The 24748-nt window shown below is 73.6% G+C and carries 16 protein-coding genes; 7 read left to right on the top strand and 9 right to left on the bottom strand.

Annotated elements, in window-relative coordinates; translation table 11 throughout:
* Window positions 1-3: 3 nt before the first annotated feature.
* Window positions 4-633: a hypothetical protein gene (locus NI25_RS26700; RefSeq protein ID WP_061444874.1), complete on the bottom strand. Its 630-nt coding sequence runs from the start codon at window positions 631-633 to the stop codon at window positions 4-6.
* 51 nt (window positions 634-684) lie between these two features.
* Window positions 685-1467 carry a sulfite exporter TauE/SafE family protein gene (locus NI25_RS26695; RefSeq protein ID WP_061444873.1) on the bottom strand — a complete coding sequence of 261 codons (783 nt, stop codon included), beginning with the start codon at window positions 1465-1467 and terminating at the stop codon, window positions 685-687.
* A 165-nt stretch (window positions 1468-1632) separates the two neighbouring features.
* On the opposite strand from NI25_RS26695, the gene NI25_RS26690 reads away from it, so the two are divergent.
* From NI25_RS26690 to nirD, 3 genes are read left to right on the top strand one after another with little or no spacing between them, the layout of a single operon-like run.
* Window positions 1633-2859: an NAD(P)/FAD-dependent oxidoreductase gene (locus tag NI25_RS26690; RefSeq protein ID WP_061444872.1), complete on the top strand. Its 1227-nt coding sequence runs from the start codon at window positions 1633-1635 to the stop codon at window positions 2857-2859.
* Window positions 2859-5474 (top strand): nitrite reductase large subunit NirB, encoded by a 2616-nt coding sequence (nirB, locus tag NI25_RS26685; RefSeq protein WP_061444871.1) that lies wholly within the window; start codon window positions 2859-2861, stop codon window positions 5472-5474. Before NI25_RS26690 ends, nirB begins: the two co-directional genes overlap by 1 nt.
* Entirely contained in the window at window positions 5471-5875 is a 405-nt protein-coding gene (gene nirD, locus NI25_RS26680; RefSeq protein WP_061444870.1) for a nitrite reductase small subunit NirD, read from the top strand. The genes nirB and nirD overlap by 4 nt, the downstream gene beginning before the upstream one ends.
* Before the next feature lie 22 nt (window positions 5876-5897).
* Here the strand turns inward: nirD and NI25_RS26675 are convergent, their stop codons facing one another.
* Window positions 5898-6830: an oxidoreductase gene (locus NI25_RS26675; RefSeq protein ID WP_061444869.1), complete on the bottom strand. Its 933-nt coding sequence runs from the start codon at window positions 6828-6830 to the stop codon at window positions 5898-5900.
* 191 nt (window positions 6831-7021) lie between these two features.
* Here NI25_RS26675 and NI25_RS26670 point away from each other — a divergent pair, with 191 nt between their 5' ends.
* Window positions 7022-7474, top strand: a complete 453-nt coding sequence (locus NI25_RS26670) for an excalibur calcium-binding domain-containing protein (RefSeq protein WP_061444868.1) — start codon at window positions 7022-7024, stop codon at window positions 7472-7474.
* Window positions 7475-7519: 45 nt separating this feature from the next.
* On the opposite strand, the gene NI25_RS26665 is transcribed toward NI25_RS26670, so the two are convergent.
* Entirely contained in the window at window positions 7520-8749 is a 1230-nt protein-coding gene (locus NI25_RS26665; protein ID WP_061444867.1) for an acyltransferase family protein, read from the bottom strand.
* 249 nt (window positions 8750-8998) lie between these two features.
* Window positions 8999-11728, bottom strand: a complete 2730-nt coding sequence (ppdK, locus tag NI25_RS26660; protein ID WP_061444866.1) for a pyruvate, phosphate dikinase — start codon at window positions 11726-11728, stop codon at window positions 8999-9001.
* A gap of 483 nt (window positions 11729-12211) precedes the next feature.
* Between ppdK and NI25_RS26655 the strand changes: the two genes are divergently transcribed.
* Complete coding sequence (locus tag NI25_RS26655; RefSeq protein ID WP_061444865.1) at window positions 12212-13999, top strand: hypothetical protein; 1788 nt, start codon at window positions 12212-12214, stop codon at window positions 13997-13999.
* Here the strand turns inward: NI25_RS26655 and dusB are convergent, their stop codons facing one another.
* The gene (dusB, locus tag NI25_RS26650; protein ID WP_061444864.1) at window positions 14000-15166 is read right to left on the bottom strand and encodes a tRNA dihydrouridine synthase DusB; all 1167 of its coding nucleotides are present in this window, start codon (window positions 15164-15166) and stop codon (window positions 14000-14002) included.
* A gap of 108 nt (window positions 15167-15274) precedes the next feature.
* Between dusB and NI25_RS26645 the strand changes: the two genes are divergently transcribed.
* Window positions 15275-16720 (top strand): MFS transporter, encoded by a 1446-nt coding sequence (locus NI25_RS26645; protein WP_061444863.1) that lies wholly within the window; start codon window positions 15275-15277, stop codon window positions 16718-16720.
* Window positions 16721-16972: 252 nt separating this feature from the next.
* Here NI25_RS26645 and NI25_RS26640 read toward each other — a convergent pair whose 3' ends face one another.
* The 3 genes from NI25_RS26640 to NI25_RS26630 all read right to left on the bottom strand — a co-directional run bounded on the left by NI25_RS26640 (window position 16973) and on the right by NI25_RS26630 (window position 23180).
* Window positions 16973-21472, bottom strand: coding sequence for a cation-translocating P-type ATPase (locus tag NI25_RS26640; RefSeq protein ID WP_061444862.1), 4500 nt, complete (start codon window positions 21470-21472; stop codon window positions 16973-16975).
* A 9-nt stretch (window positions 21473-21481) separates the two neighbouring features.
* Complete coding sequence (locus NI25_RS40655; protein WP_324610075.1) at window positions 21482-22171, bottom strand: hypothetical protein; 690 nt, start codon at window positions 22169-22171, stop codon at window positions 21482-21484.
* A 112-nt stretch (window positions 22172-22283) separates the two neighbouring features.
* Window positions 22284-23180 (bottom strand): helix-turn-helix domain-containing protein, encoded by an 897-nt coding sequence (locus tag NI25_RS26630; RefSeq protein WP_061447113.1) that lies wholly within the window; start codon window positions 23178-23180, stop codon window positions 22284-22286.
* Between the two features lie 111 nt (window positions 23181-23291).
* Here NI25_RS26630 and NI25_RS26625 point away from each other — a divergent pair, with 111 nt between their 5' ends.
* A complete protein-coding gene (locus tag NI25_RS26625; RefSeq protein WP_061444860.1) occupies window positions 23292-24725 on the top strand; it encodes an MFS transporter in 1434 nt (477 codons plus the stop codon).
* The last annotated feature ends 23 nt before the right edge of the window (window positions 24726-24748 follow it).

Genomic DNA, 24748 nt, shown 5'->3' with positions numbered 1-24748 from the left:
CGTTCACCCCCGGGCCCCGCCGTGCCGGGCGAAGACCTCGCGCAGCGCGAGCAGGTCCGCTTCCCTCTCCCGCTCGTCCTGGTACTGACCGTCCTTCTCCCGCGTCGCCACGAGCGTCTCCGGGGTGAAGTCCCGGCCGAAGAGGTATCCGGTGAGGCAGTAGTCGAAGCCGGACTCGCCGAAGGGGTCCTCGTCCTCGCGGCGGCAGTACTCCGCCAGGCCGTCGGACACCTGCCAGCGCGTGCCGTCGTACCAGAACACACCGCCCGCGTAGTGGATCGTCCGGCCGGTCGCGGGATCGGTGAGGTTCAGCGACTCGTAGTTCTCGGGACGGTCGCGGACGAGGGCGACCAGGGCTTCGGGGACGCCGTCGTAGAGGGACTCCTGAAGGGCGTAGTCGTCTTCGGCGTACAGGTTCAGCTCCGACTCGTGGTCGAAGGTCAGCAGCAGCGCGCGACCGTCCTCGGCGAAGTACCAGACCGCGGACTGGCCGCCGCCGTCGTTCCAGGCCGAACGGAGGGCGCCGGGTACCGTCACCGGTTCGACACCGGCGAGTTCGTCCAGGACGGCCGCGCGGCGGCGCACCTCCGGGAGAGGTGTCGCTGCCAAGGCGTCCCACGTCGCGTTGCTCATTCCCGCAGGGTATCGGCCACCTGTGACACGGCCCTCGCCCCACCGCCCCGGCTACGCCACCCACTGCTCCCACGCCAGGTTCGCGACCAGTGCGAACACCACCGTCAGCAGGACGACGCGGACGAAGCCGCTGCCCTTCTTGAGGGCCGTGTGGGCGCCGAACATGCCGCCGGCCAGGTTGAAGACGGCCATCAGGGCGGCCAGCTCCCACAGCACCGCGCCCTGCCAGGCGAACGTGGCGAGGGCGCCCGCGTTGGTGCAGCAGTTGACGATCTTCGCGGTGGCCGACGCGGTCACCAGGTCCAGGTGGAGCAGGGCGGTGAGGGCCAGGACCAGGAAGGTGCCCGTGCCGGGGCCGACGAGGCCGTCGTAGAAACCGATGCCCACGCCGGCGAGGCCGATCGCCGTGAGGATCTGGCGGCGGGTGGCCGGGCCGGTGGCGGGCGCGGTGCCGAAGGCGGGGCGCAGGATCACGAAGGCGGCGACCGCCAGCAGCACCACCATGATCACCGGCTTGAGCACCTCGGTACTCATCCCGGCCGCGAAGAAGGCGCCGCCCGAGGACCCGGCGAGCGCCGCCAGGCCGATGCGCACGGCGGTGCGCACGTCCACCGGTGCCTTGCGGGCGTAGGTCACCGCAGCGCCCGTGGTGCCGACGATGGCGACCGCCTTGTTGGTGCCCAGGGCGTGCGCGGCCGGGGTGCCGGCGGGCAGGCCGAGGAGCAGCGCCGGGAGCAGCAGCAGGCCGCCCCCGCCGACCACGGCGTCGATCCAGCCGGCCGCCAGCGCGGCGATGCAGAGCAGGACGACCGTGGTCAGCGATATGTCGGGCATGATCGCGACCCTATGGACGGATGGATGTGCCGTCCATCGAGATGAGGGACTTCTGAGGTTCCCGCCTCCCCTCACATGCTCCGTCCGCTCCCGCTGAGGGCAGCGTTCCCCCGGGGAAACAGAGGGGATGCGGACGGGTAACACCGGCGCCGCACGCTCGATGCCATGACCTCGAAGAAGCGTGTGGTGGTGATCGGCGCCGGACTGGCGGGCGTGACGCTCGCCCGGCGGCTCGGTGAGCTGGGCACGCCCGCGCTGCTGGTCGGCGACGAGGAGCACCGCCCGTACAACCGGGTGCTGCTCGCCGAGGTGCTGGCCGGGCGGTACGGCCCCGAGGTGATCGCCCTGCCGGAGCCCGCCGGGCTGCTGCGCGGCCGGGTCACCGGCATCGACCGGGCCGGGCGGACCGTGCGGTGCGCCGACGGGTCCGTGATCGCCTACGACACGCTGGTCCTGGCCACCGGCTCCAACGCCGTGCTGCCGCCGCTGCGCGGCCTGTTCGCCCCCGGCCACGAGCTGCCCGAGGGCGTGCACGCGTTCCGGACGATGGACGACTGCCTGGGACTGTCGAAGGCGGTGCGGCCGGGGGCGCGGGCCGTCGTGATCGGGGGCGGACTCCTCGGGGTGTCCGCCGCCCGTGCGCTGGCCGTGCGCGGCGCCCAGGTCGTCCTGGCCCAGCAGTCCGAGCGGCTGATGGAGCGGCAGCTCGACCCGGCGGCCTCCGCGCTCGTGCGCCGGCACCTGGAGGGCCTCGGCGTCGAGGTGCACACCGAGTGCCGGGTACGGGACGTGCGCGGCGTCGGCGGGGCGGTGCGGTCCGTGGAGATGGCCGACGGGTACGCCCTCGGCGCCGACCTGGTGGTCCTCGCGTGCGGGGTACGGCCGCGGACGGGGCTCGCGCGGGAGGCGGGGCTCGAGGTCGGCAAGGGCGTCCTCGTCGACGACGAGCTGCGCACCTCCGACCCGCACATCCGCGCCGTCGGCGACTGCGCCGAGCACGCGGGACGCGTGTACGGGCTGGCCGCGCCCGCCCTCGAACAGGCGGGTGCCCTCGCCGGGCTGCTCGCCGGCGACGGCACCGCCCGCTACACCGGCACCCGCGCCCTGACCCGGCTCACCCTCACCGGGGCGGACAGTCCCTTCGCCCCCTTCGACCTCGCCGCGTTCGGCGAGACCGACCCCCGCCCCGGCGACGACGTCGTGCAGCTCGCCGACGCCACCCGGGGCACCTACCGCAAGGTCGTCGTCCGTGACGACCGGCTGGTCGGCGGGGTCCTGGTCGGCGAACTCGGCACCGTCGGCGCGCTGGCGCGCGCCTGGGAGGGAGCAGAGCCGCTCCCCTCCGACGGCGGCCCCCTGCTCCACCTGCTCACCCAAGACGGAGGCTCCTGATGACCGCCACCCCGGGGAACCCCCCGACGATCGTGCTGGTCGGCCACGGCATGGTCGGCCAGCGCTTCCTGGAGGCCCTCGCCGAGCGCGGCCTGACCCGCACCCACCGCGTGGTCGTCCTGTGCGAGGAGCCGCGCCCCGCCTACGACCGCGTCCAGCTCACCTCGTACTTCTCGGGGAGGACCCCCGAGGACCTGTCGATGACGGACCCGGCCTTCATCGAGGAGCACGGCATCGAGCTGCGCGTCGGCGACCCGGCCGAGACGATCGACCGGGAGGCGCGCGAGGTGACCGCCCGCTCGGGGCTGGTCGTCGGGTACGACATCCTCGTCCTGGCCACCGGCTCCTACCCCTTCGTCCCTCCGGTCCCCGGCAAGGACGCCGAGGGCTGCTTCGTCTACCGCACGATCGAGGACCTCCTCGCCATCGAGGAGTACGCGAAGAACGCGACGACCGGTGCCGTGGTCGGCGGCGGGCTGCTCGGTCTGGAGGCGGCCGGTGCGCTCAAGGGGCTCGGACTCACCTCGCACATCGTGGAGTTCGCGCCGCGTCTGATGCCGGTGCAGGTCGACGAGGGCGGCGGCGCGGCGCTGCTGCGCACCATCGAGGAGATGGGCCTGTCCGTCCACACGGGCGTCGGCACCCAGGAGATCGTGGTCGACGAGGCATCGGGTGCCGTCACCGGCATGAAGCTGTCCGACGGGTCCGAACTCGCCACCGACCTGGTGGTGTTCAGCGCCGGTGTGCGTCCCCGCGACCAGCTGGCCCGGGACTGCGGGCTGGCGGTCGGCGAGCGCGGCGGCATCACGGTGGACGAGCGGTGCCGCACGGTCACCGACCCGCACGTCTTCGCGATCGGCGAGTGCGCGCTGGCCGCCGACGGCCGCGTCTACGGGCTGGTGGCCCCCGGGTACGAGCAGGCCGAGACGGCCGCCGCGACCATCGCCGCCGAGGACGCCGCCTTCACCGGCGCCGACCTGTCCACCAAGCTGAAGCTGCTCGGCGTGGACGTGGCCTCCTTCGGCGACGCGCACGGCACCGCCGACGGCTGCCTGGACGTCGTCTACTCCGACTCCCGCGCGGGCCTGTACAAGAAGCTGGTCGTCGGCCGCGACGGCACGCTGCTCGGCGGCATCCTGGTCGGCGACGCGGAGGCGTACGGCACCCTGCGGGCGTTCACCGGATCGGTCCCGCCGGTCTCCCCCGAGTCGCTCGTACTGCCCGCCGGTGCCGGGGCGCCCGCCCAGCTCGGCCCGGCCGCGCTGCCCGACGACGCGGTGATCTGCTCCTGCCACAACGTCACCAAGGGCACGGTCCGGGGCGCGGTGACGGAGCACAACTGCACGACCGTGCCCGAGGTGAAGAAGTGCACGAAGGCCGGCACCGGCTGCGGCTCCTGTGTGAAGGTGCTCGGCCGGCTGGTCACCGCCGAGCTGGAGGCGAGCGGCGTCGAGGTCGACAAGGGGCTGTGCGGCTGCTTCGCGCAGACCCGCGAGGAGCTGTACGAGATCGTCCGCGCCCTGCGGGTCACCTCCTACCGCGAGCTGCTCGACCGGCACGGCAGGGAGGGCGCGCGGGGCGGTGAGGGCTGCGAGGTGTGCAAGCCGGCGGTGGGCTCGATCATCGCCTCGCTGGCCCCGGCGATCGGCGCGAGCGGCTACGTCCTGGACGGCGAGCAGGCGGCGCTCCAGGACACCAACGACCACTTCCTTGCCAACCTCCAGCGCAACGGCTCGTACTCCGTCGTACCGCGCATCCCGGGCGGCGAGATCGCGCCGGAGAAGCTGATCGTCATCGGCGAGATCGCCCGGGACTTCGGGCTCTATACCAAGATCACCGGCGGCCAGCGGATCGACATGTTCGGCGCCCGCGTCGAGCAGCTGCCGCTGATCTGGGCGCGGCTGGTGGACGCCGGCTTCGAGTCCGGGCACGCGTACGGCAAGTCGCTGCGCACGGTGAAGTCCTGCGTGGGGCAGACCTGGTGCCGCTACGGCGTCCAGGACTCCGTCCGCATGGCGATCGACCTGGAGCTGCGCTACCGGGGCCTGCGTTCCCCGCACAAGCTGAAGTCGGCGGTCTCCGGGTGCGCCCGCGAGTGCGCCGAGGCCCAGTCGAAGGACTTCGGGGTGATCGCCACGTCCAACGGCTGGAACCTGTACGTGGGCGGCAACGGCGGCGCCACCCCGCGCCACGCGGACCTCCTCGCGCAGGACCTGTCCGACGCCGAACTGGTCCGCCTGATCGACCGGTTCCTGATGTTCTACATCCGCACCGCCGACAAGCTGGAGCGCACCTCCACCTGGCTGGAGCGCATCCCCGGCGGCCTGGACCACGTACGGGACGTGGTGGTGCACGACTCGCTCGGCATCTGCGACGAGCTGGAGTCCCTGATGCGGGCCCACGTCTCGCACTACCGCGACGAGTGGGCCGAGACCGTCAACGACCCGGACAAGCTGGCCCGGTTCGTGTCCTTCGTGAACGCTCCCGGCACCCCCGACCCGGTCGTCGGCTTCGTGCCCGAGCGCGACCAGATGAAGCCCGACCTGCCGCTGCTGGACATCGGCCTGCGGCGACCCTCGGAAGACGACCTCCTGGAAGGAAGCACCCGGCGATGACCCTGGCACCCGAGACCCTGGCACCCGAGGCCCCGGCAGCCGAGGCCCCGGCACCCGAGACAACCGGCCTGAAGGTGCGGCTCCGGCTGGCCGACGACTGGTTCACGGCCTGCGACCTCGGCGCCCTGCTCCCCGGCCGGGGCGTGGCGGCCCTGCTGCCGGACGGCGGCCAGGTGGCCCTGTTCCGGGACCGGGACGGCGGACTGTACGCCATCGACAACCGCGACCCGTTCACCGGAGCGGCCGTGCTCTCCCGGGGCCTGACCGGCACCCACCGGGGCCGCCCGTTCGTCGCCTCCCCGCTGCTCAAGCAGCGCTTCGACCTGACGACCGGGGAGTGCCTGGACGACGCGGCGATGCGGGTGGAGACGTACCGAGTCGAGGCCGTGCGGGCCGTCTGAGCCGGCCCTCGCGCGGGCGGGCTCAGGGCAGCAGCGGCTCGTAGACGACCCCGGTCAGCCGCTCGGAGGCGGCCCACAGCCGCTCCCCCATGGTGTCGTCGGTGGTCCAGGACGCCCGCCGGGCCGGTGCGGGCGACCCGCGCCACATCGCGAAGGACGGGCCGGTGAAGGAGTCCGAGGGGACGCCGGGCGCGGTCGCCGCGTACAGGACGGGCAGCGCTCCGGCCTCCGGGGACCGGGCGACGAGCCGGTTCCCGAGCCGCGCCAGGTGCTCGGCGAGCCGGCGCCCCTCGGCACGCGGCCCGGCGGTCTGCAGCCCCGTCTCGGCGTACCCCGGGTGGGCGGCGACCGCGCGTACGTCCGAGGCGTCCTCGCGGGCCGCGAGCCGGCGCGCCAGTTCGTGGGTGAAGAGCAGGTTGGCGGACTTGGAGCGGGCGTAGGCGGTCCAGCGCCCGTACCGGCGCACGCTGTTGAGGTCGCGCGGATCGACCTTGGCCAGCAGGTGCAGGAAGCTGGCGACGGTCACGATCCGGGCGCCGGGCGCGGCGAGCAGGGAGGGCAGCAGCAGCCCGGTGAGGGCGAAGTGCCCCAGGTGGTTGACGCCGAACTGGGTCTCGAAGCCGTCCGCCGTCGTGCCGTGGGGCAGCGCCATCACCCCGGCGTTGTTGACGAGCAGGTCGACCCGCTCGTACGGCAGCGCGTAGGCGAACTCCCGGACCGAGCCCAGGTCGCCGAGGTCCAGCCGCGCCGCTTCCACGGCGGCGGAGGGCACCTCGCCGCGGAGGCGTGCCACGGCCATGCTCCCCCGCGCCTCGCTGCGGCAGGCGAGCACGACGGTCGCGCCCTTGCGCGCCAGCTCCCGGGCGATGACGTAGCCGAGGCCGCCGTTGGCACCGGTCACGACGGCGACCCGCCCGTCCTGGTCGGGGATGTCACCCGTGTTCCAGCCGGTCATCCGCGGCTCCTTCGCTGTCGGACCGGTCTCACGGTACGCGCCCGGCGGCTCTGAGCGGAGAGCTACCGTCCGGTCACGTCACGTTCTCGTCACGAGTCCTTCATATCTCCACCACACCTCGCGCACCTCAATAGCTTCGTCACTTCATATCCCGTTCATCCGCACCAACGACACCACTTCCGGGACTCTCGATGAAGCTGCTCCGCAAGCCCGCCGCCGTGACCGTCGCCGCGCTGGCCCTGGCCGCCCTGCCCGCTGCCGCCGCCCAGGCGCACGACGGCACCCACCCGTTCAAGAACTGCACCGAGGCGTACGACGCCGGGTACTCCAACATCCAGAAGGGTGACGAGCACTACGGCGAGCACCTGGACCGCGACAAGGACGGCGTCGGCTGCGACAAGCCGCCGGCCGGCTTCGTGCCGGCGAGCGACAAGGGCACCGAGGAGACCGACGACGCCGCGGGTTCCGGGAACGGCAAGAACGGCGGGGACGAGGCCGCGGGGCAGGAGGGCACCGACCTGGCCGAGACCGGCGGCGACGACAGCACGCCGTACATCGCGGCGGGCGGCGCGGTCGTCGTGCTCGCCGGCGGCGGACTGCTGCTGGCCGTGCGCCGGCGCCGCGGGGACGGCGGCGCCGCCTGACGACCGGCCCGGCCCCGCGTCACGGGCCCCCGGAGCCCCGCCCGTTCAGCGGCGGGGCTCCCGCGTCCCGGGCCGGGGCTCCGGTGTCTTCAGGCTGAAGGCGGCGCTGCTCAGCCAGCGCCGTGCGGCCCGGGCCACCGGGCGCTCGACGAACCGCTGCACCACGTACGACAGCGCGACCAGCGCGGCGACGGTGACGCAGACCAGGGTCCACGGGTCGGCCCGGTCGCCGAAGCGGTGCAGGACGTTGACGCCGATGGCGTCGTGCAGCAGGTACAGCGGGAAGGTCAGCGTGCCCGCGGCGGTCAGTCCGCGCCAGCGGATGCGGCTGGTCCAGCCGAGCGCGACGGCGGCGATCAGCAGGAAGAACACCGTGACGACCAGCACCAGCCAGCCGCGGCCGGGCTGCCAGAGGTCCCAGTTGAGGCGGCCCCCGTCGGGCGTCAGCAGGTAGTGCAGCGCCACCAGCCACGACATGGCGACGATGCCCCACAGCAGCGGGGTGGGCCGGTAGCGGTACATCAGGTAGAAGGCCATGCCCGCGATGAAGTACGGGGCGGACGGCGGGTTCACCAGCAGCGTCAGCAGGTGGATGTCGGCGCTGGGCGCGAGGACTGCGGCGACGGTCCACAGCCCGCAGTAGATCACCACGCGCTGGTAGGTCAGGCCTTTCCACACCACGACCGCGAAGGTCAGGTAGAAGCACAGCTCGGGCCAGAGCGTCCAGTAGACGGAGTCCAGGTGCTCCACGCCGAGCGGCGTCTGAAGCATCGTCAGGTTGGCGAACAGCACGCGCGGGTGCGGGTGCCCGAAGGGGTTGTCGGCGAAGTAGATCACGCAGGCCGTGATCGCGATGGCCGCCCAGTACATGGGGTAGAGCCGGGTGACGCGGGAGATGAAGAAGTCGCGCGGGGTGCGGCCCCACGCGCTCATGCAGATGACGAAGCCGCTGATCAGGAAGAAGAGTTCGACGCCGAGCCGGCCGTAGGCGAAGTAGCCGTGGGCCTCGGGGAAGACCGTGTCGACGGGGCGGCCCCAGATGGTCTCCATCGTGGAGGGCACCTGGCCGACGAAGTGGAAGAAGACCACCGACAGGGCCGCCAGGAACCGCAGGCCGTCCAGCGCCGCGAGCCGGTTCCTGCGGACGGGCGGCCCGGCCTGGGGGACCCGCTCCCGCGCCCCGGTGCGGGGGCTGGGCACCCCGTCGGCGGGTCTGTCCCCCTCCCCGTCCCGGTGGGTCGTGCCGGCCGCTTCCCAGTGCTCCGTCTGCGTCATCCAACCACCGTTCCGGGTGTCGGCCGCTGTCCCCTGCCAGGGCCCTCCAACTCTGCTGACAGCTTGCTGCTGCTCGGCCCACAGGAATTCACACCGTTGAACGTGTCACAAAAGGCGGCCGCACGGCACGCGAAAGGCGGCACCCCCGCACGGGTGCCGCCTTTTCTCGTGATCCGGAGCCGCCGCCGATCGGTGAGGGTGGTCGGGTGACAGACGGCGACTCCGGGGCCTTTTGACCCCTTTCAGGGGTTACCGGTGGTCGCTGCCCTTCGACCTGGACGCCGCCCGGCCGGCCTCCAGGCGGGCCACCGGAATCCGGAACGGGGAGCAGGAGACGTAGTCCAGACCCACCTCGTGGAAGAAGTGGACCGACTCCGGGTCGCCGCCGTGCTCGCCGCAGACGCCGAGCTTCAGGTCGGGCCGGGTTGCGCGGCCGGCCTTCGCGGCGGCGGCGACCAGCGAGCCGACGCCGTCCTTGTCGATGGTCTCGAACGGGGAGACGCCGAAGATGCCCTTCTCCAGGTAGGCCGTGAAGAAGCTGGCCTCGACGTCGTCGCGGCTGAAGCCCCACACGGTCTGGGTCAGGTCGTTGGTGCCGAAGGAGAAGAACTCCGCGGCCTCGGCGATCTGCCCGGCGGTCAGCGCGGCACGCGGCAGCTCGATCATCGTGCCGATCGACAGCTTGAGCTTCGTGCCGGTGGCGGCCTCGACCTCGGCGATGACCTGGTCGGCCTCCTCGCGGACGATCTCCAGCTCCTGGACGGTGCCGACCAGCGGGATCATGATCTCGGCGCGCGGGTCGCCCTTGGCCGCCTTGCGCTCGGCGGCGGCCTCGGCGATGGCGCGGACCTGCATGGTGAACAGGCCGGGGATGGCCAGGCCGAGGCGGACGCCGCGCAGGCCCAGCATCGGGTTCTGCTCGTGCAGCCGGTGCACGGCCTGGAGCAGGCGCAGCTCGTTCTCGTGCGGCTCCTGCCGGGACTCGGCGAGCGCGACGCGCACCGACAGCTCGGTGATGTCGGGCAGGAACTCGTGCAGCGGCGGGTCGAGGAGGCGGACGGTGACGGGCAGTCCGTCCATCGACTCGAAGAGCTGGACGAAGTCCTGCTTCTGCAGCGGCAGCAGCGCCTTGAGGGACTCCTCGCGCTCGTCCTCCGTGTCGGCCAGGATCAGCCGCTCCACCAGCTCGCGCCGGTCGCCGAGGAACATGTGCTCGGTGCGGCACAGGCCGATGCCCTGGGCGCCGAACCGCCGCGCGCGCAGCGCGTCCTCCGCGTTGTCGGCGTTGGCGCGCACCCGCAGCCGGCGCTTGCGGTCGGCGAAGGCCATGATGCGGTGCACGGCCTCGACCAGCTCGTCGGCGTCCTCGGCGCCCGCGTGCATGCGGCCCTCGAAGTACTCGACGACCGGGGAGGGCACGACCGGCACCTCGCCGAGGTAGACCTTGCCGGAGGAGCCGTCGATGGAGACGACGTCGCCCTCCTCGACGACGTGCCCGCCGGGCACGGTCATCCGGCGGCGCTTGGTGTCGACCTCCAGCTCCTCGGCGCCGCAGACACAGGTCTTGCCCATGCCGCGCGCGACGACGGCCGCGTGGGAGGTCTTGCCGCCGCGCGAGGTCAGGATGCCCTCGGCGGCGATCATGCCGTCCAGGTCGTCGGGGTTGGTCTCGCGGCGGATCAGGATGACCTTCTCGCCGGAGCGGGACCACTTGACGGCGGTGTACGAGTCGAAGACGGCCTTGCCGACGGCCGCGCCGGGCGAGGCGGCGATGCCCCGGCCGACCTGCTCGACCTTGGCCTCCTCGTCGAAGCGGGGGAACATCAGCTGGGCGAGCTGGGCGCCGTTGACCCGCTGGAGGGCCTCCGCCTCGTCGATCAGGCCCTGGTCGACGAGCTGGGTGGCGATGCGGAAGGCGGCGCCCGCGGTGCGCTTGCCCACGCGGGTCTGGAGCATCCACAGCTGGCCGCGCTCGATGGTGAACTCGATGTCGCACAGGTCCAGGTAGTGGTTCTCCAGCGTCTCCATGATCTGCATCAGCTGGTCGTACGACTTCTTGTCGATCTGCTCCAGCTCCGCCAGCGCGACGGTGTTGCGGATGCCGGCGACCACGTCCTCGCCCTGGGCGTTCTGGAGGTAGTCGCCGTAGACGCCCTGGTGGCCGCTGGCGGGGTCCCTCGTGAACGCGACACCCGTGCCGGAGTCGGGGCCGAGGTTGCCGAAGACCATGGAGCACACGTTGACGGCGGTGCCGAGGTCGTGCGGGATGCGCTCCTGGCGGCGGTAGAGCTTGGCGCGCTCGCCGTTCCAGGAGTCGAAGACCGCCTTGATGGCGAGGTCCATCTGCTCGCGCGGGTCCTGCGGGAAGTCCCGGCCGGCCTCGGCCTTGACGATCTTCTTGAACTTGGTGACGAGCTTCTTGAGGTCGGCGGCCTCCAGCTCGGTGTCGACCGCGACCTTCTTGGCCGCCTTCGCCGCCTCCAGCGCCTCCTCGAAGAGGTCGCCGTCGACGCCGAGGACGGTCTTGCCGAACATCTGGATCAGACGGCGGTAGGAGTCCCACGCGAAGCGGTCGTCGCCGGCCTGCTTGGCCAGGCCCTGCACCGACTTGTCGGACAGGCCGATGTTGAGGACGGTGTCCATCATGCCGGGCATGGAGAACTTGGCCCCGGAGCGCACCGACACGAGGAGCGGGTCGTCGGCCTGGCCGAGCTTCTTGCCCATCTTCGCCTCGAGGGCGTCGAGGTGCGCACTCACCTCGTCACGCAGTGCCGCCGGCTCCTCGCCGCTGTCCAGGTAGGTCTTGCAGGCCTCGGTGGTGATGGTGAAGCCGGGAGGGACCGGGAGACCCAGGTTGGTCATCTCGGCGAGGTTGGCGCCCTTGCCGCCGAGGAGGTCCTTGAGGTCCTTGTTGCCCTCGGTGAAGTCGTAAACGAACTTCGGCGCGTTCGCTACCTGGGGATCTTTGTTTTCCGACACGGGTCTCGACTCCTCGAGGACGCGGTGGCTGCCCTGACGGCGAGGAATGTACCCAGATCAAAGGCATCTCGGTACGTCCACCTGCGCGTCGTGCGCCTGTAACCACTCGTCCGCCACCGGATCGAAAGTCAAGGCTTGGCAAGCGACCCGCCGCTTGTGTTTTCACTTCTTGAACGCAAGCACGCATGAACACTTGATTGCGCGCTCACTTGAGCGCCATTCTCCACGTCTGAGTTCGATCGATGAACGATCAAGGTATGGCACTCAGTGCCACACCTTGGAGAAGTGGAGTCGCCCAAGATCCGCTCATCTGAGCGCTACCCCTATCAGAGGTGGCGAGAATCACGCTGCCACAGACCGCCGGATTTCACCATGCGGACCGGTGAACGGACCGCTCGCGCCGGACGTACGAGAGGGCGGCGGGCCCCCGGCCCCCTCGCCGGGGCCCGCCGTCCACCGGGTTTCGTACGGAAGGACCTTCGGGTGCCCGTCATCACGCCTTTCCGCCGGTCGCAGCGGCCCCCCGACGACGCTCCCGACGACCCCGGATCCCCCGGCGCACCCGGTCCCGCCCCGCTGGAGACCCTCAGGACCCGGCTCGCCCACTGGCGTACCTGGCGCACCCGGCACCGGCGCACCGCCGTCGTCGTCCGCCGGGTCACCACGGCCCTTTCGGCCGTTCTCGTGCTCGGGGCCCTCCTGCTGCCCAACACCTTCGTCGCCCTGGAGCCCAACCGCTTCGCGCGGATCCCCGCGGAGGCGGTCGTCGCGGCGGTGCTGCTGCTCTGCCTGCCCCGGGTGCCGCGGCTGGTGGCGGCGGCGCTGTTCGGGACCGCCCTCGGCGCGCTGACCGTGCTGAACCTGCTCGACATGGGCTTCACGGAGTACCTGGGCCGCAGTTTCAACCTCGTCCTGGACTGGGGCCTGCTCGACGACGCCCAGTCCTACGTCGCCGACTCGATGGGCGGGACGGCGGCGGCCTGGGCGGCCGTGGGCGCCGTCGCGCTGACCGCGGGGCTGGTGGTGCTCATGGCACTGGCGGCGGTCCGGCTCGGCGAGCTGCTCGCCGCGCACCGGGAGCGGGCGGCGCGGGGCGCGCTGATGGCGGCCACCGTGTGGATGACCTGCGTGGCGCTGGGCGTGCAGACCTTCGGCGTGCCGCTCGCCACCACGAGCGCCTCCCGGGCCGCCGAGGCGCAGGCGCACCGGGTGGTGGACACGCTGCGGGACGAGGCGGCCTTCGCGAAGGAGGCGAAGGCGGACCGCTTCGGCGCCACGCCCGGTGCTCAGCTGGTGCCGGACCTGCGCGGCAAGGACATGGTCTTCGCGTTCATCGAGAGCTACGGCCGCAGCGCCGTCGAGGACCCGGTGATGGCACCGGGTGTCGGCCGGACGCTGGACGCGCGCACCGAGGCGCTGGCGAAGGCGGGCTTCCACGCCCGCAGCGGCTGGCTGACCTCGGCGACGTACGGCGGCAGCAGCTGGCTGGGCCACTCAACCTTCCTGTCCGGCCTGTGGGTGGACAACCAGCAGCGCTACCGCACCGTCACCGCGGGCGACCACCTCACCCTCACCAAGGCGTTCGAGAAGACCGGCGACTGGGACACGGTCGGGATCATGCCCGGGGTTCAGAAGGCCTGGCCGGAGGCCGACTGGTACGGCCTGGACAAGGTGTACGACGCCTTCGGCATGGGCTACCGGGGGCCGAAGTTCAGCTGGTCGACGATGCCGGACCAGTACGCGCTGGAGGCGTTCCAGCGGCTGGAGCACGGCCGCGAGCGCGAGCGGCCGCTGATGGCGGAGGTCATCCTCACCTCCAGCCACCAGCCCTGGGCGCCGATCCCGAGGATGGTCGGCTGGGACGAGGTCGGCGACGGTTCGGTGTACGACGGCATCGAGGCGGCGGGCGTGGAGGCGTCCGACGTCATCACCGACTCCGCCCGCTCGAAGGAGGAGTACGGCAAGTCGATCGAGTACTCGGTCACCAGCCTCACCCAGTGGCTGGAGCGCTACGGCACGGACGACACCGTCCTCGTCTTCCTCGGCGACCACCAGCCGCTCGCCCGCGTCAGCGGGAACCACGCGAGCCGTGACGTCCCGGTGTCGATCGTCGCGAAGGACCCCGAGGTGCTCGACGCGATCGACGACTGGCACTGGACGGAGGGGCTGGAGCCGGCGAAGGACGCCCCGGTGTGGCGGATGAGTTCCTTCCGGGACCGCTTCCTGACGGCGTACGGCTCGACGCCGCACCCCACCGGCTCGGGCGGCTGATCAGCCTCCGGAGGTGTCCAGCTCGGCGTCCTCGCCGACGCCCGCGCAGTCGTACGGGTCCTTGAGCCAGCCGTCGGGCAGGACCACCCGGTTGTTGCCGGAGGTGCGGCCGCGGGGGCCGTCGGCGCCGGCGGGCCAGGGCTGGTCGAGGTCGAGTTCGTCCAGTCCGGCGCGCAGGGCCTCCAGGGAGGAAGTGATCGCGAGCCGCTTGCGCATCTCGGAGCCGACGGCGAAGCCCTTGAGGTACCAGGCGACGTGCTTGCGGAAGTCGATGACGCCGCGCGCCTCGTCGCCGATCCACTCCCCGAGGAGGGTGGCGTGCCGGACCATCACGTCGGCGACCTCGCGCAGGGTGGGCCGTACGAAGGAGTCGGTGCGGCCCTCGAAGGCGGCGACCAGGTCGGCGAAGAGCCACGGCCGCCCCAGGCACCCGCGTCCGACCACGACGCCGTCGCAGCCGGTCTCGCGGACCATGCGCAGCGCGTCCTCGGCGGACCAGATGTCGCCGTTGCCGAGGACGGGGATCTCCGGGACGTGCTCCTTGAGACGGGCGATGGCGTCCCAGTCGGCGGTGCCGCCGTAGTGCTGGGCGGTGGTGCGGCCGTGCAGGGCGATGGCGCTGACACCCTCCTCGACGGCGATGCGGCCGGCGTCGAGGTAGGTCAGGTGGTCGTCGTCGAGGCCCTTGCGCATCTTCATCGTGACGGGCAGGTCGCCGGCGCCGGTGACGGCCTCGCGGACGATGGCGCGCAGCAGGTTCCGCTTGTACGGCAGCGCCGAGCCGCCGCCCTTGCGGGTCACCTTGGGCACCGGGCAGCCGAAGTTCAGGTCGATGTGGTCGGCCAGGTCCTCCTCCGCGATCATGCGGACGGCCTTGCCGACGGTCACCGGGTCGACGCCGTAGAGCTGGATCGAGCGCGGGGTCTCGGTCGCGTCGAAGTGGATCAGCTGCATGGTCTTCTCGTTGCGCTCGACCAGCGCCCGCGTGGTGATCATCTCGCTCACGAACAGGCCCTTGCCCCCGCTGAACTCCCTGCACAGCGTGCGGAAGGGCGCGTTGGTGATCCCGGCCATCGGGGCCAGCACCACGGGCGGGGCGACGGTGTGCGGGCCGACCTTCAGCGGCGCGGCGGTGGTGTCGGGGGCGGGCGTGGTGAGCGTGGACATTCCCCCATTGTCACGCACGCGGGACGGTGCTCGCCGCGCCCTGTGGACGAAGATCATGCATCGGTCATTAGTTAGACGCACTATCGAAATAGGCGTAGGCTGGAGTCCATGCCCGAGCTCACCCATCGCCGTCGCATGCTCGTGCTCGCCATCTGCTGCATGAGCCTGCTGATCGTGAGTATCGACAACACGATCCTCAACGTCGCCCTCCCCTCCATGCAGCGCGACCTGCACGCGAGCACGTCGGGCCTGCAGTGGGCCATCGACGCGTACACGCTGGTGCTGGCCGCGCTGCTGATGCTGTCCGGCTCCACCGCCGACCGGATCGGCCGCAAACGGGTCTTCATGACCGGTCTGGTGATCTTCACCCTCGGCTCGCTGCTGTGCTCGCTGGCGCCCGGCCTGTCCTCGCTGGTCGTCTTCCGGATGATGCAGGCGGTGGGCGGTTCGATGCTCAACCCGGTCGCCATGTCGATCATCACCAACACCTTCACCGACCCGCGCGAACGGGCCCGGGCGATCGGCGTCTGGGGCGCGGTGGTCGGCATATCCATGGCCGCGGGGCCGCTGGTGGGCGGGCTGCTCGTGGAGTCGGTCGGCTGGCGCTCGATCTTCTGGGTCAACCTGCCGGTGGGCCTGGCCGCCCTCCTCCTCACCCTCCGCTTCGTCCCCGAGTCCCGCGCGCCCAAGGCCCGCCGCCCCGACCCGCTGGGCCAGCTGATGGTGATCGTGCTGTTCGGCTCCCTGACGTACGCGATCATCGAGGCGCCGAACGCCGGGTTCACCAGCGTGCTCCCCTTCGCCGTCCTGGCGCTCGCCGCGCTGACCGGCCTGCTGGTGCACGAGCCGCGCCGCACCGACCCCCTCATCGAGCTGCGCTTCTTCCGGTCGGCGCCGTTCAGCGGGGCCACCGTCATCGCGATCAGCGCCTTCGCCGCGCTGGGCGGCTTCCTGTTCCTTTCCACGCTGTACCTGCAGAACGTGCGCGGGCTCAGCGCCCTGGAGGCCGGCCTGTGGATGCTGCCGATGGCCGTGCCGACCTTCCTGTGCGCCCCGCTGTCCGGGCGGCTGGTCGGCAGCCGGGGGCCGCGCCTGCCGCTGCTGATCGCGGGCGGGGCGCTGACCGTGAGCGGGACCCTCTTCGCCGCCTTCGAGGCCGAGACGTCCGACCTCACCCTCTTCCTCGGCTACGTCCTGTTCGGCATCGGCTTCGGCTTCGTCAACGCGCCCATCACCAACACCGCCGTCTCCGGCATGCCGCGCGCCCAGGCCGGGGTCGCGGCCGCCGTCGCCTCCACCAGCCGCCAACTGGGCCAGACCCTCGGCGTCGCGGTGGTCGGCGCGGTGCTGGCGGCGGGCGTGGGCGCGTCGTCGTACCGCGACACCTTCGTCTCCGCCGCCCGCCCCGGCTGGTGGATCCTGGCCGCCTGCGGCCTCGCGGTCCTCGTCCTCGGCGCCGTCACCAGCGGCCGCTGGGCCCACCGCACGGCGGAGCGGACGGCCGAGCGCCTGGAGTCGCCGGAGGTGCGGGAGGCGGCCCGGGCGGGGACGTGAAGGCGCGGGGCGCGGGGAGGAATTCCAGCCGTGCCGCGCTGCGAACGCCGCCCGGGCGAGGACGGCACCGTCGTGGAACGGGCCCGGGCGCTGCACTGGTACCGCGGGACGGACTGCGAGAGGCTCGCCGCGGCGGCCGGGCCGGCGCCGGTCTCCGTCACCGGCGCCGACGGCGCGGAGCCCGGCGGCGACACCGTGTACCGGGCCTTCCGGCCCCGCGCCGCCGGGGTCCCCACAGGCCGAGGCCGCGCCTCACCGCACCGTCTGCGGCAGCCGCTCCGCCACCTTCGGCCAGTACTTCATCACCGCGTCCTCGATCCCCGGCAGCGCCCGCTGTCCCGCCAGTGCCAGCGTGATCGCGGCGGCCACGCACGTCCACGCGACCGGGCCGAGCGGGGTGCAGCCGAAGAGGCGGCTGGCGCCCGGGGTCTGGACCAGGACGACCAGGGCGGCGGCGGAGCCGAGGGAGGTGACCTGGACCAGGCGGCTGTCGCGGCGGTCGGCGAGGGTCTGGGCGAGCTGGGTGCCGACGACCGCGCACAGCGCCATGGTCGTCGAACGCCGTTCCGTGCCCGGCGTGAAGCGGCCCAGCAGCCAGGCCGCCGTCGCCCCGAGGGCCGTGGTCAGGGCCCGGTGCCGGATCTGCCGGATGAGGGGCTCGCCCAGCACCGCCGTACCGAGCGGCGCGCCCGCGTCGGCGGCCTCCTGCTCCGCGTCGCCCGTCTTGGTCACCGCGACGGCCATCGCCGGGAACAGGTCGGTGAACAGGTTGACCAGCAGCATCTGTCGGGTGGACAGCGGGGCGGCCCCGCCCAGCACCGTGCCGAGGATGCCGAAGCCGACCTCGCCCGCGTTGCCGCCGATCAGGATGGCGATGGCGTCGGCGACGCTGTGCCACAGCGCCCGGCCCTCCCGGACCGCCTCCACGAGGACCAGCAGGTCGTCGCCCGTCACCACCAGGTCGGCGGCGTTGCGGGCGGCGGCCGAGCCGCGGGCGCTGATGCCGACGCCGATGTCGGCGGCCCGGATCGCGGCGGCGTCGTTGGCGCCGTCGCCGACCATGCCGACGACCCGCCCGGCGTCCCGCAGCGACTCGACGACCTGGAGCTTCTGCTCGGGTGCCACCCGGGCCACGACGTCCGCGTCGCGCAGCATCCGGGAGCGCGCGGTGCGGTCGGCGGCGGCGAGTTCGTCGCCGGTGACCACGACCGCGTCCTCGGGCCAGCCCAGGTCGACGGCGATGGCACGGGCGGTCTGCGGATGGTCGCCGGTCAGCACCACGGGCCGCACCCCCGCCTCGCGCAGCCCCCGCACCAGCGCCGGGGAGGTCTCGCGGGCCACGTCGGCGAGCGCCAGCAGCCCCGTGAACTCCAGCCGCACGGGCGGCTGTTCGAGGACGTCGGCCGCCTTCTCGCCCTTCGCCAGGGTCCGCCGCGCCACCGCGATGATGCGCAGCCCGTCGCGGGCGAGGCGCTGCGCCACCTCGGTGGTGCCCGCGGGCAGTCCGGCGCAGGCGGGCAGCACCGTCTCCGGGGCGCCCTTGACCACCAGCACCGCGGGGCCGGTCCCCCTCTCGCGTCCGACGGCGGCCGCGTAGCCCCGGGAGGTCTCGAAGGGCAGGCCCTCCTCCTGCGTCCAGCCCGGGTCGTCCCCGGCCGCGTCCAGGATCGCCTCGTCGGTGGCGTGGGTGGGCCGGGCTCCGTCGCCGTTCAGCCGGGGGCAGGCGCGCGCGGCGGTCCGTACGGCGTCGGCGGACTCCGGGTCGCCCGCGCGGCGGACCGTGCCGTCGGGACCCGCGACGCGCGACAAGCGCAGCTTGTTCTCGGTGAGGGTGCCCGTCTTGTCGAAGCAGACGGTGTCCATCCGGCCGAGCGCCTCCAGCGTGCGCGGGGTGCGCACCAGGACGCCCCGGCGGCTCAGCCGGCGGGCCGCCGCGAGCTGCGCCACCGTCGCCACCAGCGGCAGCCCCTCGGGCACGGCGGCCACCGCCACCGACACGCCACCGGCGACGGCCTGCCGGATCGGCGCCCCGCGCAGCAGCGAGAGACCGGTCACCGCGGCCCCGCCCGCCAGGGTGAGCGGCAGCGCCTTGCGGGTCAGCTCCTGGAGCCGCGCCTGCACTCCGGCCGCCGACGGCGTACGGGCCGCCAGCGCGACCGCGCGCGCCGCCTCCGTGTGGTCCCCGGTGTCGACGACGACGGCCCGGGCCCGCCCGGCCACCACGGTCGTGCCCTCGAAGACCATGCAGTACCGCTCCGCCACCGGGGCGCGGGGCGCCGGGTCGACGCACTTGTCCACCGGCAGCGACTCACCGGTCAGCGCGGACTCGTCCACCTCCAGGCCGTCCTCCCACAGCAGCCGCGCGTCGGCGGGCACGACGTCGTCGGCCTTCAGCTCGATCACGTGGCCGGGGTGCAGCTTGGCGGCGTCCACGATCCACGGCTCGCCCTCGGACGCGGACTCCGCACCGGTGTCGGAGAGCCGCCCCTCCGACGCGGCTGCCCGCCCGGTCTCCCGCGAGCCGTCACCGGGCCGCCCGACGGCGCCGTACTCCCCGGCCGCGCCGCCGCCGGCGTGCCCCTTGCCCGGCCCGGGTTCCTCCGCCAGGCGGGCCTTCTGCTTCTGCTCCGCCAGCAGACCGGACAACGCCCGCTCCGCGCGCAGCCGTTGGAAGCCGCCGACCAGGGCGTTCAGGTCGAGGGCGCCGACCACGAGCAGCGCGTCGACCACCGACCCGAGGATCGCGGAGGCGGCCGAGCCGACCGCCAGTACCGGGGTGAGCGGGTCGTCCAGCTCCCCGCGTACGGCCCGGGCCAGCTGCCACGACCAGCGGACGGGGGCCAGCACGGGCACCCGGCCCGCCCGGTCGGCGGCCGCCCGCAGCCGGGCGGCGGCCTGTTCCACGACGGTCGGCTCGGGTTCGCGTTCCCGCTCCAGCCGCTCCCGTACGGCGTCGGGGTCCAGCGCGTGCCACGCCACCCGGGGCCGGGGATGCGGGGCACGGGCCATCGCCACGCCGAGCGCGGCCCGCGTCCCGGACAGCAGGGCCAGCGCCGCGCTCGCGTCCACCGGCGCGTGCCGCATCCCGAGGAGCGACGACACCCCGCCCCGGCTCCTGCCGCGCGCCTCGCCGACGGCCACCAGCAGCCCGGACAGCGCGGCCCCGGACCGGGCCAGCGTCTGCGACCGGCGCCCGACCGCACGCGCCACCGGCACCGCCCGCAGCACCCGCCACACGTCGGCCAGGCCCTGCGGCGCGAGCACGTCCGCGCCCCAGGCCACCGGGCAGTCGGCGTCGGCCAGCGCGACGGCCACGTCCCCGGCAAGCAGTCCGTCCGCCACGCTCGCGTCGGCGCCGGGCAGCGGCCGTACGACGGTGATGACGCCGCCCTCGTCGCGCAGTGCGGCCACGACGTCCGCGAGCGGGCGTCCGGCGGCGACGACCTGGTCGGCGAGGCCGGTGAAGTCGGCCAGCGCGGGGTCCTCGACCATGACCACGCGCAGTCCCGCGCGCCGCGCCGCGTCCAGCACGTCCTCGGTCCACGGGTCGGCGCCCGCGTCCGGCACCCGCAGCGCGCTGGGGTGCAGTACGACCGTGCGGGCCATCTCCAGCTGCCGCAGCCGCCCGGGGTCGCGCACGAGCACGCCGGTGCGGGACAGCGCGGCGCTCAGTACGGCGTGGAAGGCGGCGGGCCCGTAGCGCGCGGCCTTGGGCGAGCCGGCGAGCACCGCCTCCGCCGCCTCCGCCACGTCGTGCTTGACGAGCAGGGTCGCGGCGGCGCCCGCCACGCTGCCCGCCGAGGCGTGGGCGGCGTAGTCCTGGGCGGGGGAGGTGCGCGGCGGGGGGCGCAGGGCACCCCCGGCGGGCAGGCTGCCCCGGCCGGGGACGCACAACTGGTCGTGCACGACCTCGAAGGCGGCCCCCCGCGCCACCGCCTCCGTCAACTGGCAGGCGCGCAGCGCCCCGTCGAGCACCAGCGAGGTGGGACTCTGCCCGGCGCCGTGGACGGCCGCGTTGGCGGCGGCGAGGGCCAGGTCCATGCCGTGGTCGCCGAGCCGCGCGCGCAGCCAGGCGCGGAAGGCCGGGTTCTCGCGCAGCAGCGTCGCCACGGCGGTGACCAGGCGGGGCGAGGCCGGCAGCCGCAGCCGCGCGCCGGTCACGGCGGCGGCGATGCCCAGCATGTCGGCCCCGAGCGCGGCCGCCGCGACCCGCACCGGTGCCGGGTCGCCGGGGTGGTCCGTCTCGTCCACCAGGTCGCCCGGGCCGTCCGGACCGGTGGCGGCGGGATGGTCCGCCCGGGTGAGTCCATGGCGTTCGGCCAGTGCGGTGGCGTGGTCCACGACGCGGTCGGTAAGCGTGTCCTCGGCCGCCGTCACCACCAGTCTGGCGAGGCCGGTGTCCCAGTAGGCGAGCAGGACGTCCGGGTGCTCGGCCAGGGCCGCCGCCACCCGCCGGCCCACCCGTTCCGTACCGCCCGCCCGGCGCACCTCGTCCGTGGCGGCCGGCCGGAGCGCGAGGTGGACGCGGGGCCCGGCCCGCCAGTCCCGCGATCCGCCGGGCAGCGCCGCGCGGGCCACCCGTGCCGCCCGCGCCGCGAAGTCGGCGCCGCGCACACCGGCCCGTGCGGTGCCCGCCGCCGCCCCGGCCGCGGCGCCCACCGCGGGCGCGGTGCCGCGCGCGAGCAGCCGGGGGCCGGCCAGCACGAATCCCGTGACGGCGTCCTGGGAACGCGTCAGCAGTCCGCCGGCCATCGCTCTCCCTCAGCCGGACTTGCGGGTGCGCGACGCGGCGGCCGTCTTGCGGCTGCGGCTCCCACCCGTGGTGGAGGGCCGGCTGGAGGACGCCTTGGTCCCCGACTGGCTCTTGCTCCGAGTGGGGGACGCGGTCTTCCTCGCGGGGGACTTCTTGGCGGCGGACTTCTTCGCGGCGGACTTCTTCGCGGCGGCGGACTTGCCGGTCGTGGATTCGGCGGCCGTCGACTTGGCTCCGGCGGACGTGGCGGCGGTCCTCTTCGCGCCGGTGGCCCGCTTCGCCGCGGCCGTCTTCGTCGCGGCCGTCTTCGTCGCGGCCGTCTTCGTCGCGGCCGTCTTCGTCGCGGCCGCCCTGGCGGTGGTCTTCCCGGCCGGCGTCGTGCGGGCCGTCTTCGTGCCGTCGGCACCCCGCGACGCGCTCCCGTTCCCGTTCTTCCCGTCCCGCCCGCGTGACTGCGTCAGCCAGGCCACCGCCGCCCCGGTGACCGCCACCGGCCACTCCACCAGCCCGGCGACACCCGCCACCCCGGCGCCCGTGTAGACGAGCACACGCCGCCCGCGCGGCGACACCGCTCCGATCCTGTCCAGCGCGCCCTCGGCGGCCCTGCCCACCGTGCCGGCACCCGGCACCTTCCGCACCGCCGAAGCGGCCGCGTGCAACGGCCGCGGGAGGGTCCGCGCCGACTTCTGCTCAGCCATGACTGTTCGTCCTCGCCCTGTCCGTGCTGTGGGAACCCAGGACCGTCGAGCCCCTGGGAAACCCCGGGAACATCACCTTCCGCATTTCCGCGGGTTCCCGCACTTCGGGCGCTCATCCCGACGGAGTCGGCTCCCGCTCCAGGGCGATCGCGTGCAGCCGCTCCAGCCGCTCCCGGGAGACCTCGTCGGCCGGTGCGTACGTCACCATCCGGGGGCCGGGCTCCGGACCGAGCCACAGGTCGGTGTGGTCGACGCGGATGCGGCCGACGTGCCGGTTGAGGAACTCCTTGCGCTTGCCGCGGTGCGCGACGACCTCGTACCGCTCCCAGGCCTCGCGGAACTCGGGGGACTGGGTGCGCAGCCGCTTGAGCAGCATCTTCCAGGCGGGCTCGGCGAGATGACCGGCCATGGTGGCGCGGAACCTGGCCGCCATCAGCCGCTGGGTCTCCTCCAGATGGACGATGGCGGACCGCCAGTCCTCGTTGGTGAAGCAGAGGACCATGCAGTTGCGGTCCTCGGGCGGCACCGCGTCCAGGTCGCACAGCAGCAGCCCGTACGTCCGGTTGTGGGCGAGGATGTCGTACCGGCTGTTCTGCACACACGCCGGGTAGGGCTCGAACTGCTCCAGCAGGGCGCGCACCGCCGGTGTGATGGCCGGGCAGACCGTCGCGGGCGTCGGGTCGACGGACCCCGCGAGCCGGAAGAGGTGGGCGCGCTCGGTCGGGTCGAGCAGCAGGGCGCGGGCGAGGGCGTCGAGGACCTGCACGGAGACCTGGATGTCCCGGGCCTGCTCCAGCCAGGTGTACCAGGTGACGCCGACGGCCGAGAGCTGGGCGACCTCCTCGCGCCGCAGCCCCGGTGTCCGGCGGCGGCGTCCGCGGGGCAGCCCGACCTGCTCGGGGGCGATGCGTTCGCGGCGGCTGCGCAGGAAGGCGGCGAGTTCGTGCCGCCGGATCTCCGAGCCGCTGTCCCGGGGCGGGGACTGGACCGCCGTCTCCTGACCCGTCATCGTCGTCATGCCTCCCAGGGTGCCGCGCCCGGGACCCTGTTGCCAGGTACTTCTACTACCAGCATAAGGAGACTCTGGTACCACCCTGGCGACGGTCGCAGGCTCGACCACGTGACCGAAACCATCACTTCACGTCCCGTCCGTACGGCCGCCCCCGGAGCGCCGGCCGCGCTCGGCGGCCTCGGGCTCTTCACGGTGCTGCTGGCCGCGGCACTCCCGCTCGTCGACTTCTTCATCGTCAACGTCGCCCTGCCCACCATCGGCACGGACCTCTCCGCGAGCGAGGCGGTCCTGGAACTGGTCGTCGCCGGCTACGGGGTGGCGTACGCCGTCCTGCTGGTCCTCGGCGGCCGGCTCGGCGACCTCTTCGGCCGGCGCCGCCTGTTCCTGGGCGGCATGGCGGCCTTCGGACTGACCTCGCTGGCCTGCGGCCTGGCGCCGGACGCCTGGTCGCTGGTGGCGGCACGGGTGGCGCAGGGCGCCTCGGCCGCCGCGATGCTGCCCCAGGTGCTGGCGACCATCCAGGCGACCACGACCGGTCCCCGGCGCGCGAAGGCCATGGGCCTGTACGGGGCGACCGCCGGGCTGTCGATGGTGGCCGGCCAGATCCTGGGCGGCGTCCTGGTGGCCGCCGACATCGCGGGCACCGGCTGGCGTTCCGTCTTCCTGGTGAACGTCCCGGTCGTCCTCGTGGGCCTCTTCCTCGCCGCCCGCGCGGTTCCGGAGACCCGCTCCGCGCGCCCCGAGCCGGTGGACGTGCCCGGCACCTTCCTGCTGGCCGCCTCGATCCTGACCCTGCTGGTCCCGCTGACCGAGGGCCGGGCGGCGGGCTGGCCGCTGTGGACGTGGCTGTCGCTGGCGTCGTTCCCCTTCGTCGCGGCGGCGTTCTACGCGGTGGAGCGCCGGGCCGACCGCGCGGGCCGTACGCCGCTGGTCCCGCCGAGCCTGTTCGCGATCGTGTCCCTGCGCCGCGGCCTCCTGCTCATCGTGCCGTTCTCGATCGGCTTCAGCGGCTTCATGTTCGTCATCGCGGTGGCACTGCAGCAGGGCGCGGGCCTGGGCCCGGTGGCCGCGGGTCTGGCGCTGGCCCCGCTCGCCGTGGTGTTCTTCCTCTTCTCCCTCGCCGGCCCCCGCCTGGTCGCCCGCTACGGCACGCGTGTCGTGCCCGCCGGCGCCGCCCTCCAAGGCGTGGGCCTGGCCCTGATGACGCTGGCCGCATGGCGTTCCTGGCCCGACCTGGGCCTGGTCGAACTCCTGCCGGGCGCGGCGGTCGCGGGTGCGGGCCAGGCACTCCAGCTCCCGGTCGTCCTCCGGCTGGTCCTCTCGGAGGTGCCCGCCGAACGTGCCGGTGTGGGCAGCGGTGTCATGGTCACCACCCAGCAGTCGTCCCTGGCCCTGGGCGTGGCCACCCTGGGCACCCTGTTCCTGGCGCTGATCCCGGGGATGGGCATGCGGGACGCCCTGCTGACGACGCTGCTGGTCCAGTTGGCGGGGGTGGCCCTGACCGGCCTGCTGAGCCTGCGCCTCCCCCGGACGATCGCCTGACGAGCGACTGCATCAGCGCCCCG

The sequence above is a fragment of the Streptomyces sp. CCM_MD2014 genome (genome assembly GCF_000772045.1).
Classification (GTDB): domain Bacteria; phylum Actinomycetota; class Actinomycetes; order Streptomycetales; family Streptomycetaceae; genus Streptomyces; species Streptomyces salinarius.
Note: the sequence above shows the minus strand (reverse complement) of the source record. Positions and strands in the feature narration are given on the sequence as shown.

Excerpts from the sequence above, each read along its gene's own strand:
- NI25_RS26700 (WP_061444874.1), bottom strand. The coding sequence starts at position 633 with ATGAGCAACGCGACGTGGGACGCCTTGGCAGCGACACCTCTCCCGGAG.
- NI25_RS26695 (WP_061444873.1), bottom strand. The coding sequence starts at position 1,467 with ATGCCCGACATATCGCTGACCACGGTCGTCCTGCTCTGCATCGCCGCG.
- NI25_RS26690 (WP_061444872.1), top strand. The coding sequence starts at position 1,633 with ATGACCTCGAAGAAGCGTGTGGTGGTGATCGGCGCCGGACTGGCGGGC.
- nirB (WP_061444871.1), top strand. The coding sequence starts at position 2,859 with ATGACCGCCACCCCGGGGAACCCCCCGACGATCGTGCTGGTCGGCCAC.
- nirD (WP_061444870.1), top strand. The coding sequence starts at position 5,471 with ATGACCCTGGCACCCGAGACCCTGGCACCCGAGGCCCCGGCAGCCGAG.
- NI25_RS26675 (WP_061444869.1), bottom strand. The coding sequence starts at position 6,830 with ATGACCGGCTGGAACACGGGTGACATCCCCGACCAGGACGGGCGGGTC.
- NI25_RS26670 (WP_061444868.1), top strand. The coding sequence starts at position 7,022 with ATGAAGCTGCTCCGCAAGCCCGCCGCCGTGACCGTCGCCGCGCTGGCC.
- NI25_RS26665 (WP_061444867.1), bottom strand. The coding sequence starts at position 8,749 with ATGACGCAGACGGAGCACTGGGAAGCGGCCGGCACGACCCACCGGGAC.
- dusB (WP_061444864.1), bottom strand. The coding sequence starts at position 15,166 with ATGTCCACGCTCACCACGCCCGCCCCCGACACCACCGCCGCGCCGCTG.
- NI25_RS26645 (WP_061444863.1), top strand. The coding sequence starts at position 15,275 with ATGCCCGAGCTCACCCATCGCCGTCGCATGCTCGTGCTCGCCATCTGC.
- NI25_RS26640 (WP_061444862.1), bottom strand. The coding sequence starts at position 21,472 with ATGGCCGGCGGACTGCTGACGCGTTCCCAGGACGCCGTCACGGGATTC.
- NI25_RS40655 (WP_324610075.1), bottom strand. The coding sequence starts at position 22,171 with ATGGCTGAGCAGAAGTCGGCGCGGACCCTCCCGCGGCCGTTGCACGCG.
- NI25_RS26630 (WP_061447113.1), bottom strand. The coding sequence starts at position 23,180 with ATGACGGGTCAGGAGACGGCGGTCCAGTCCCCGCCCCGGGACAGCGGC.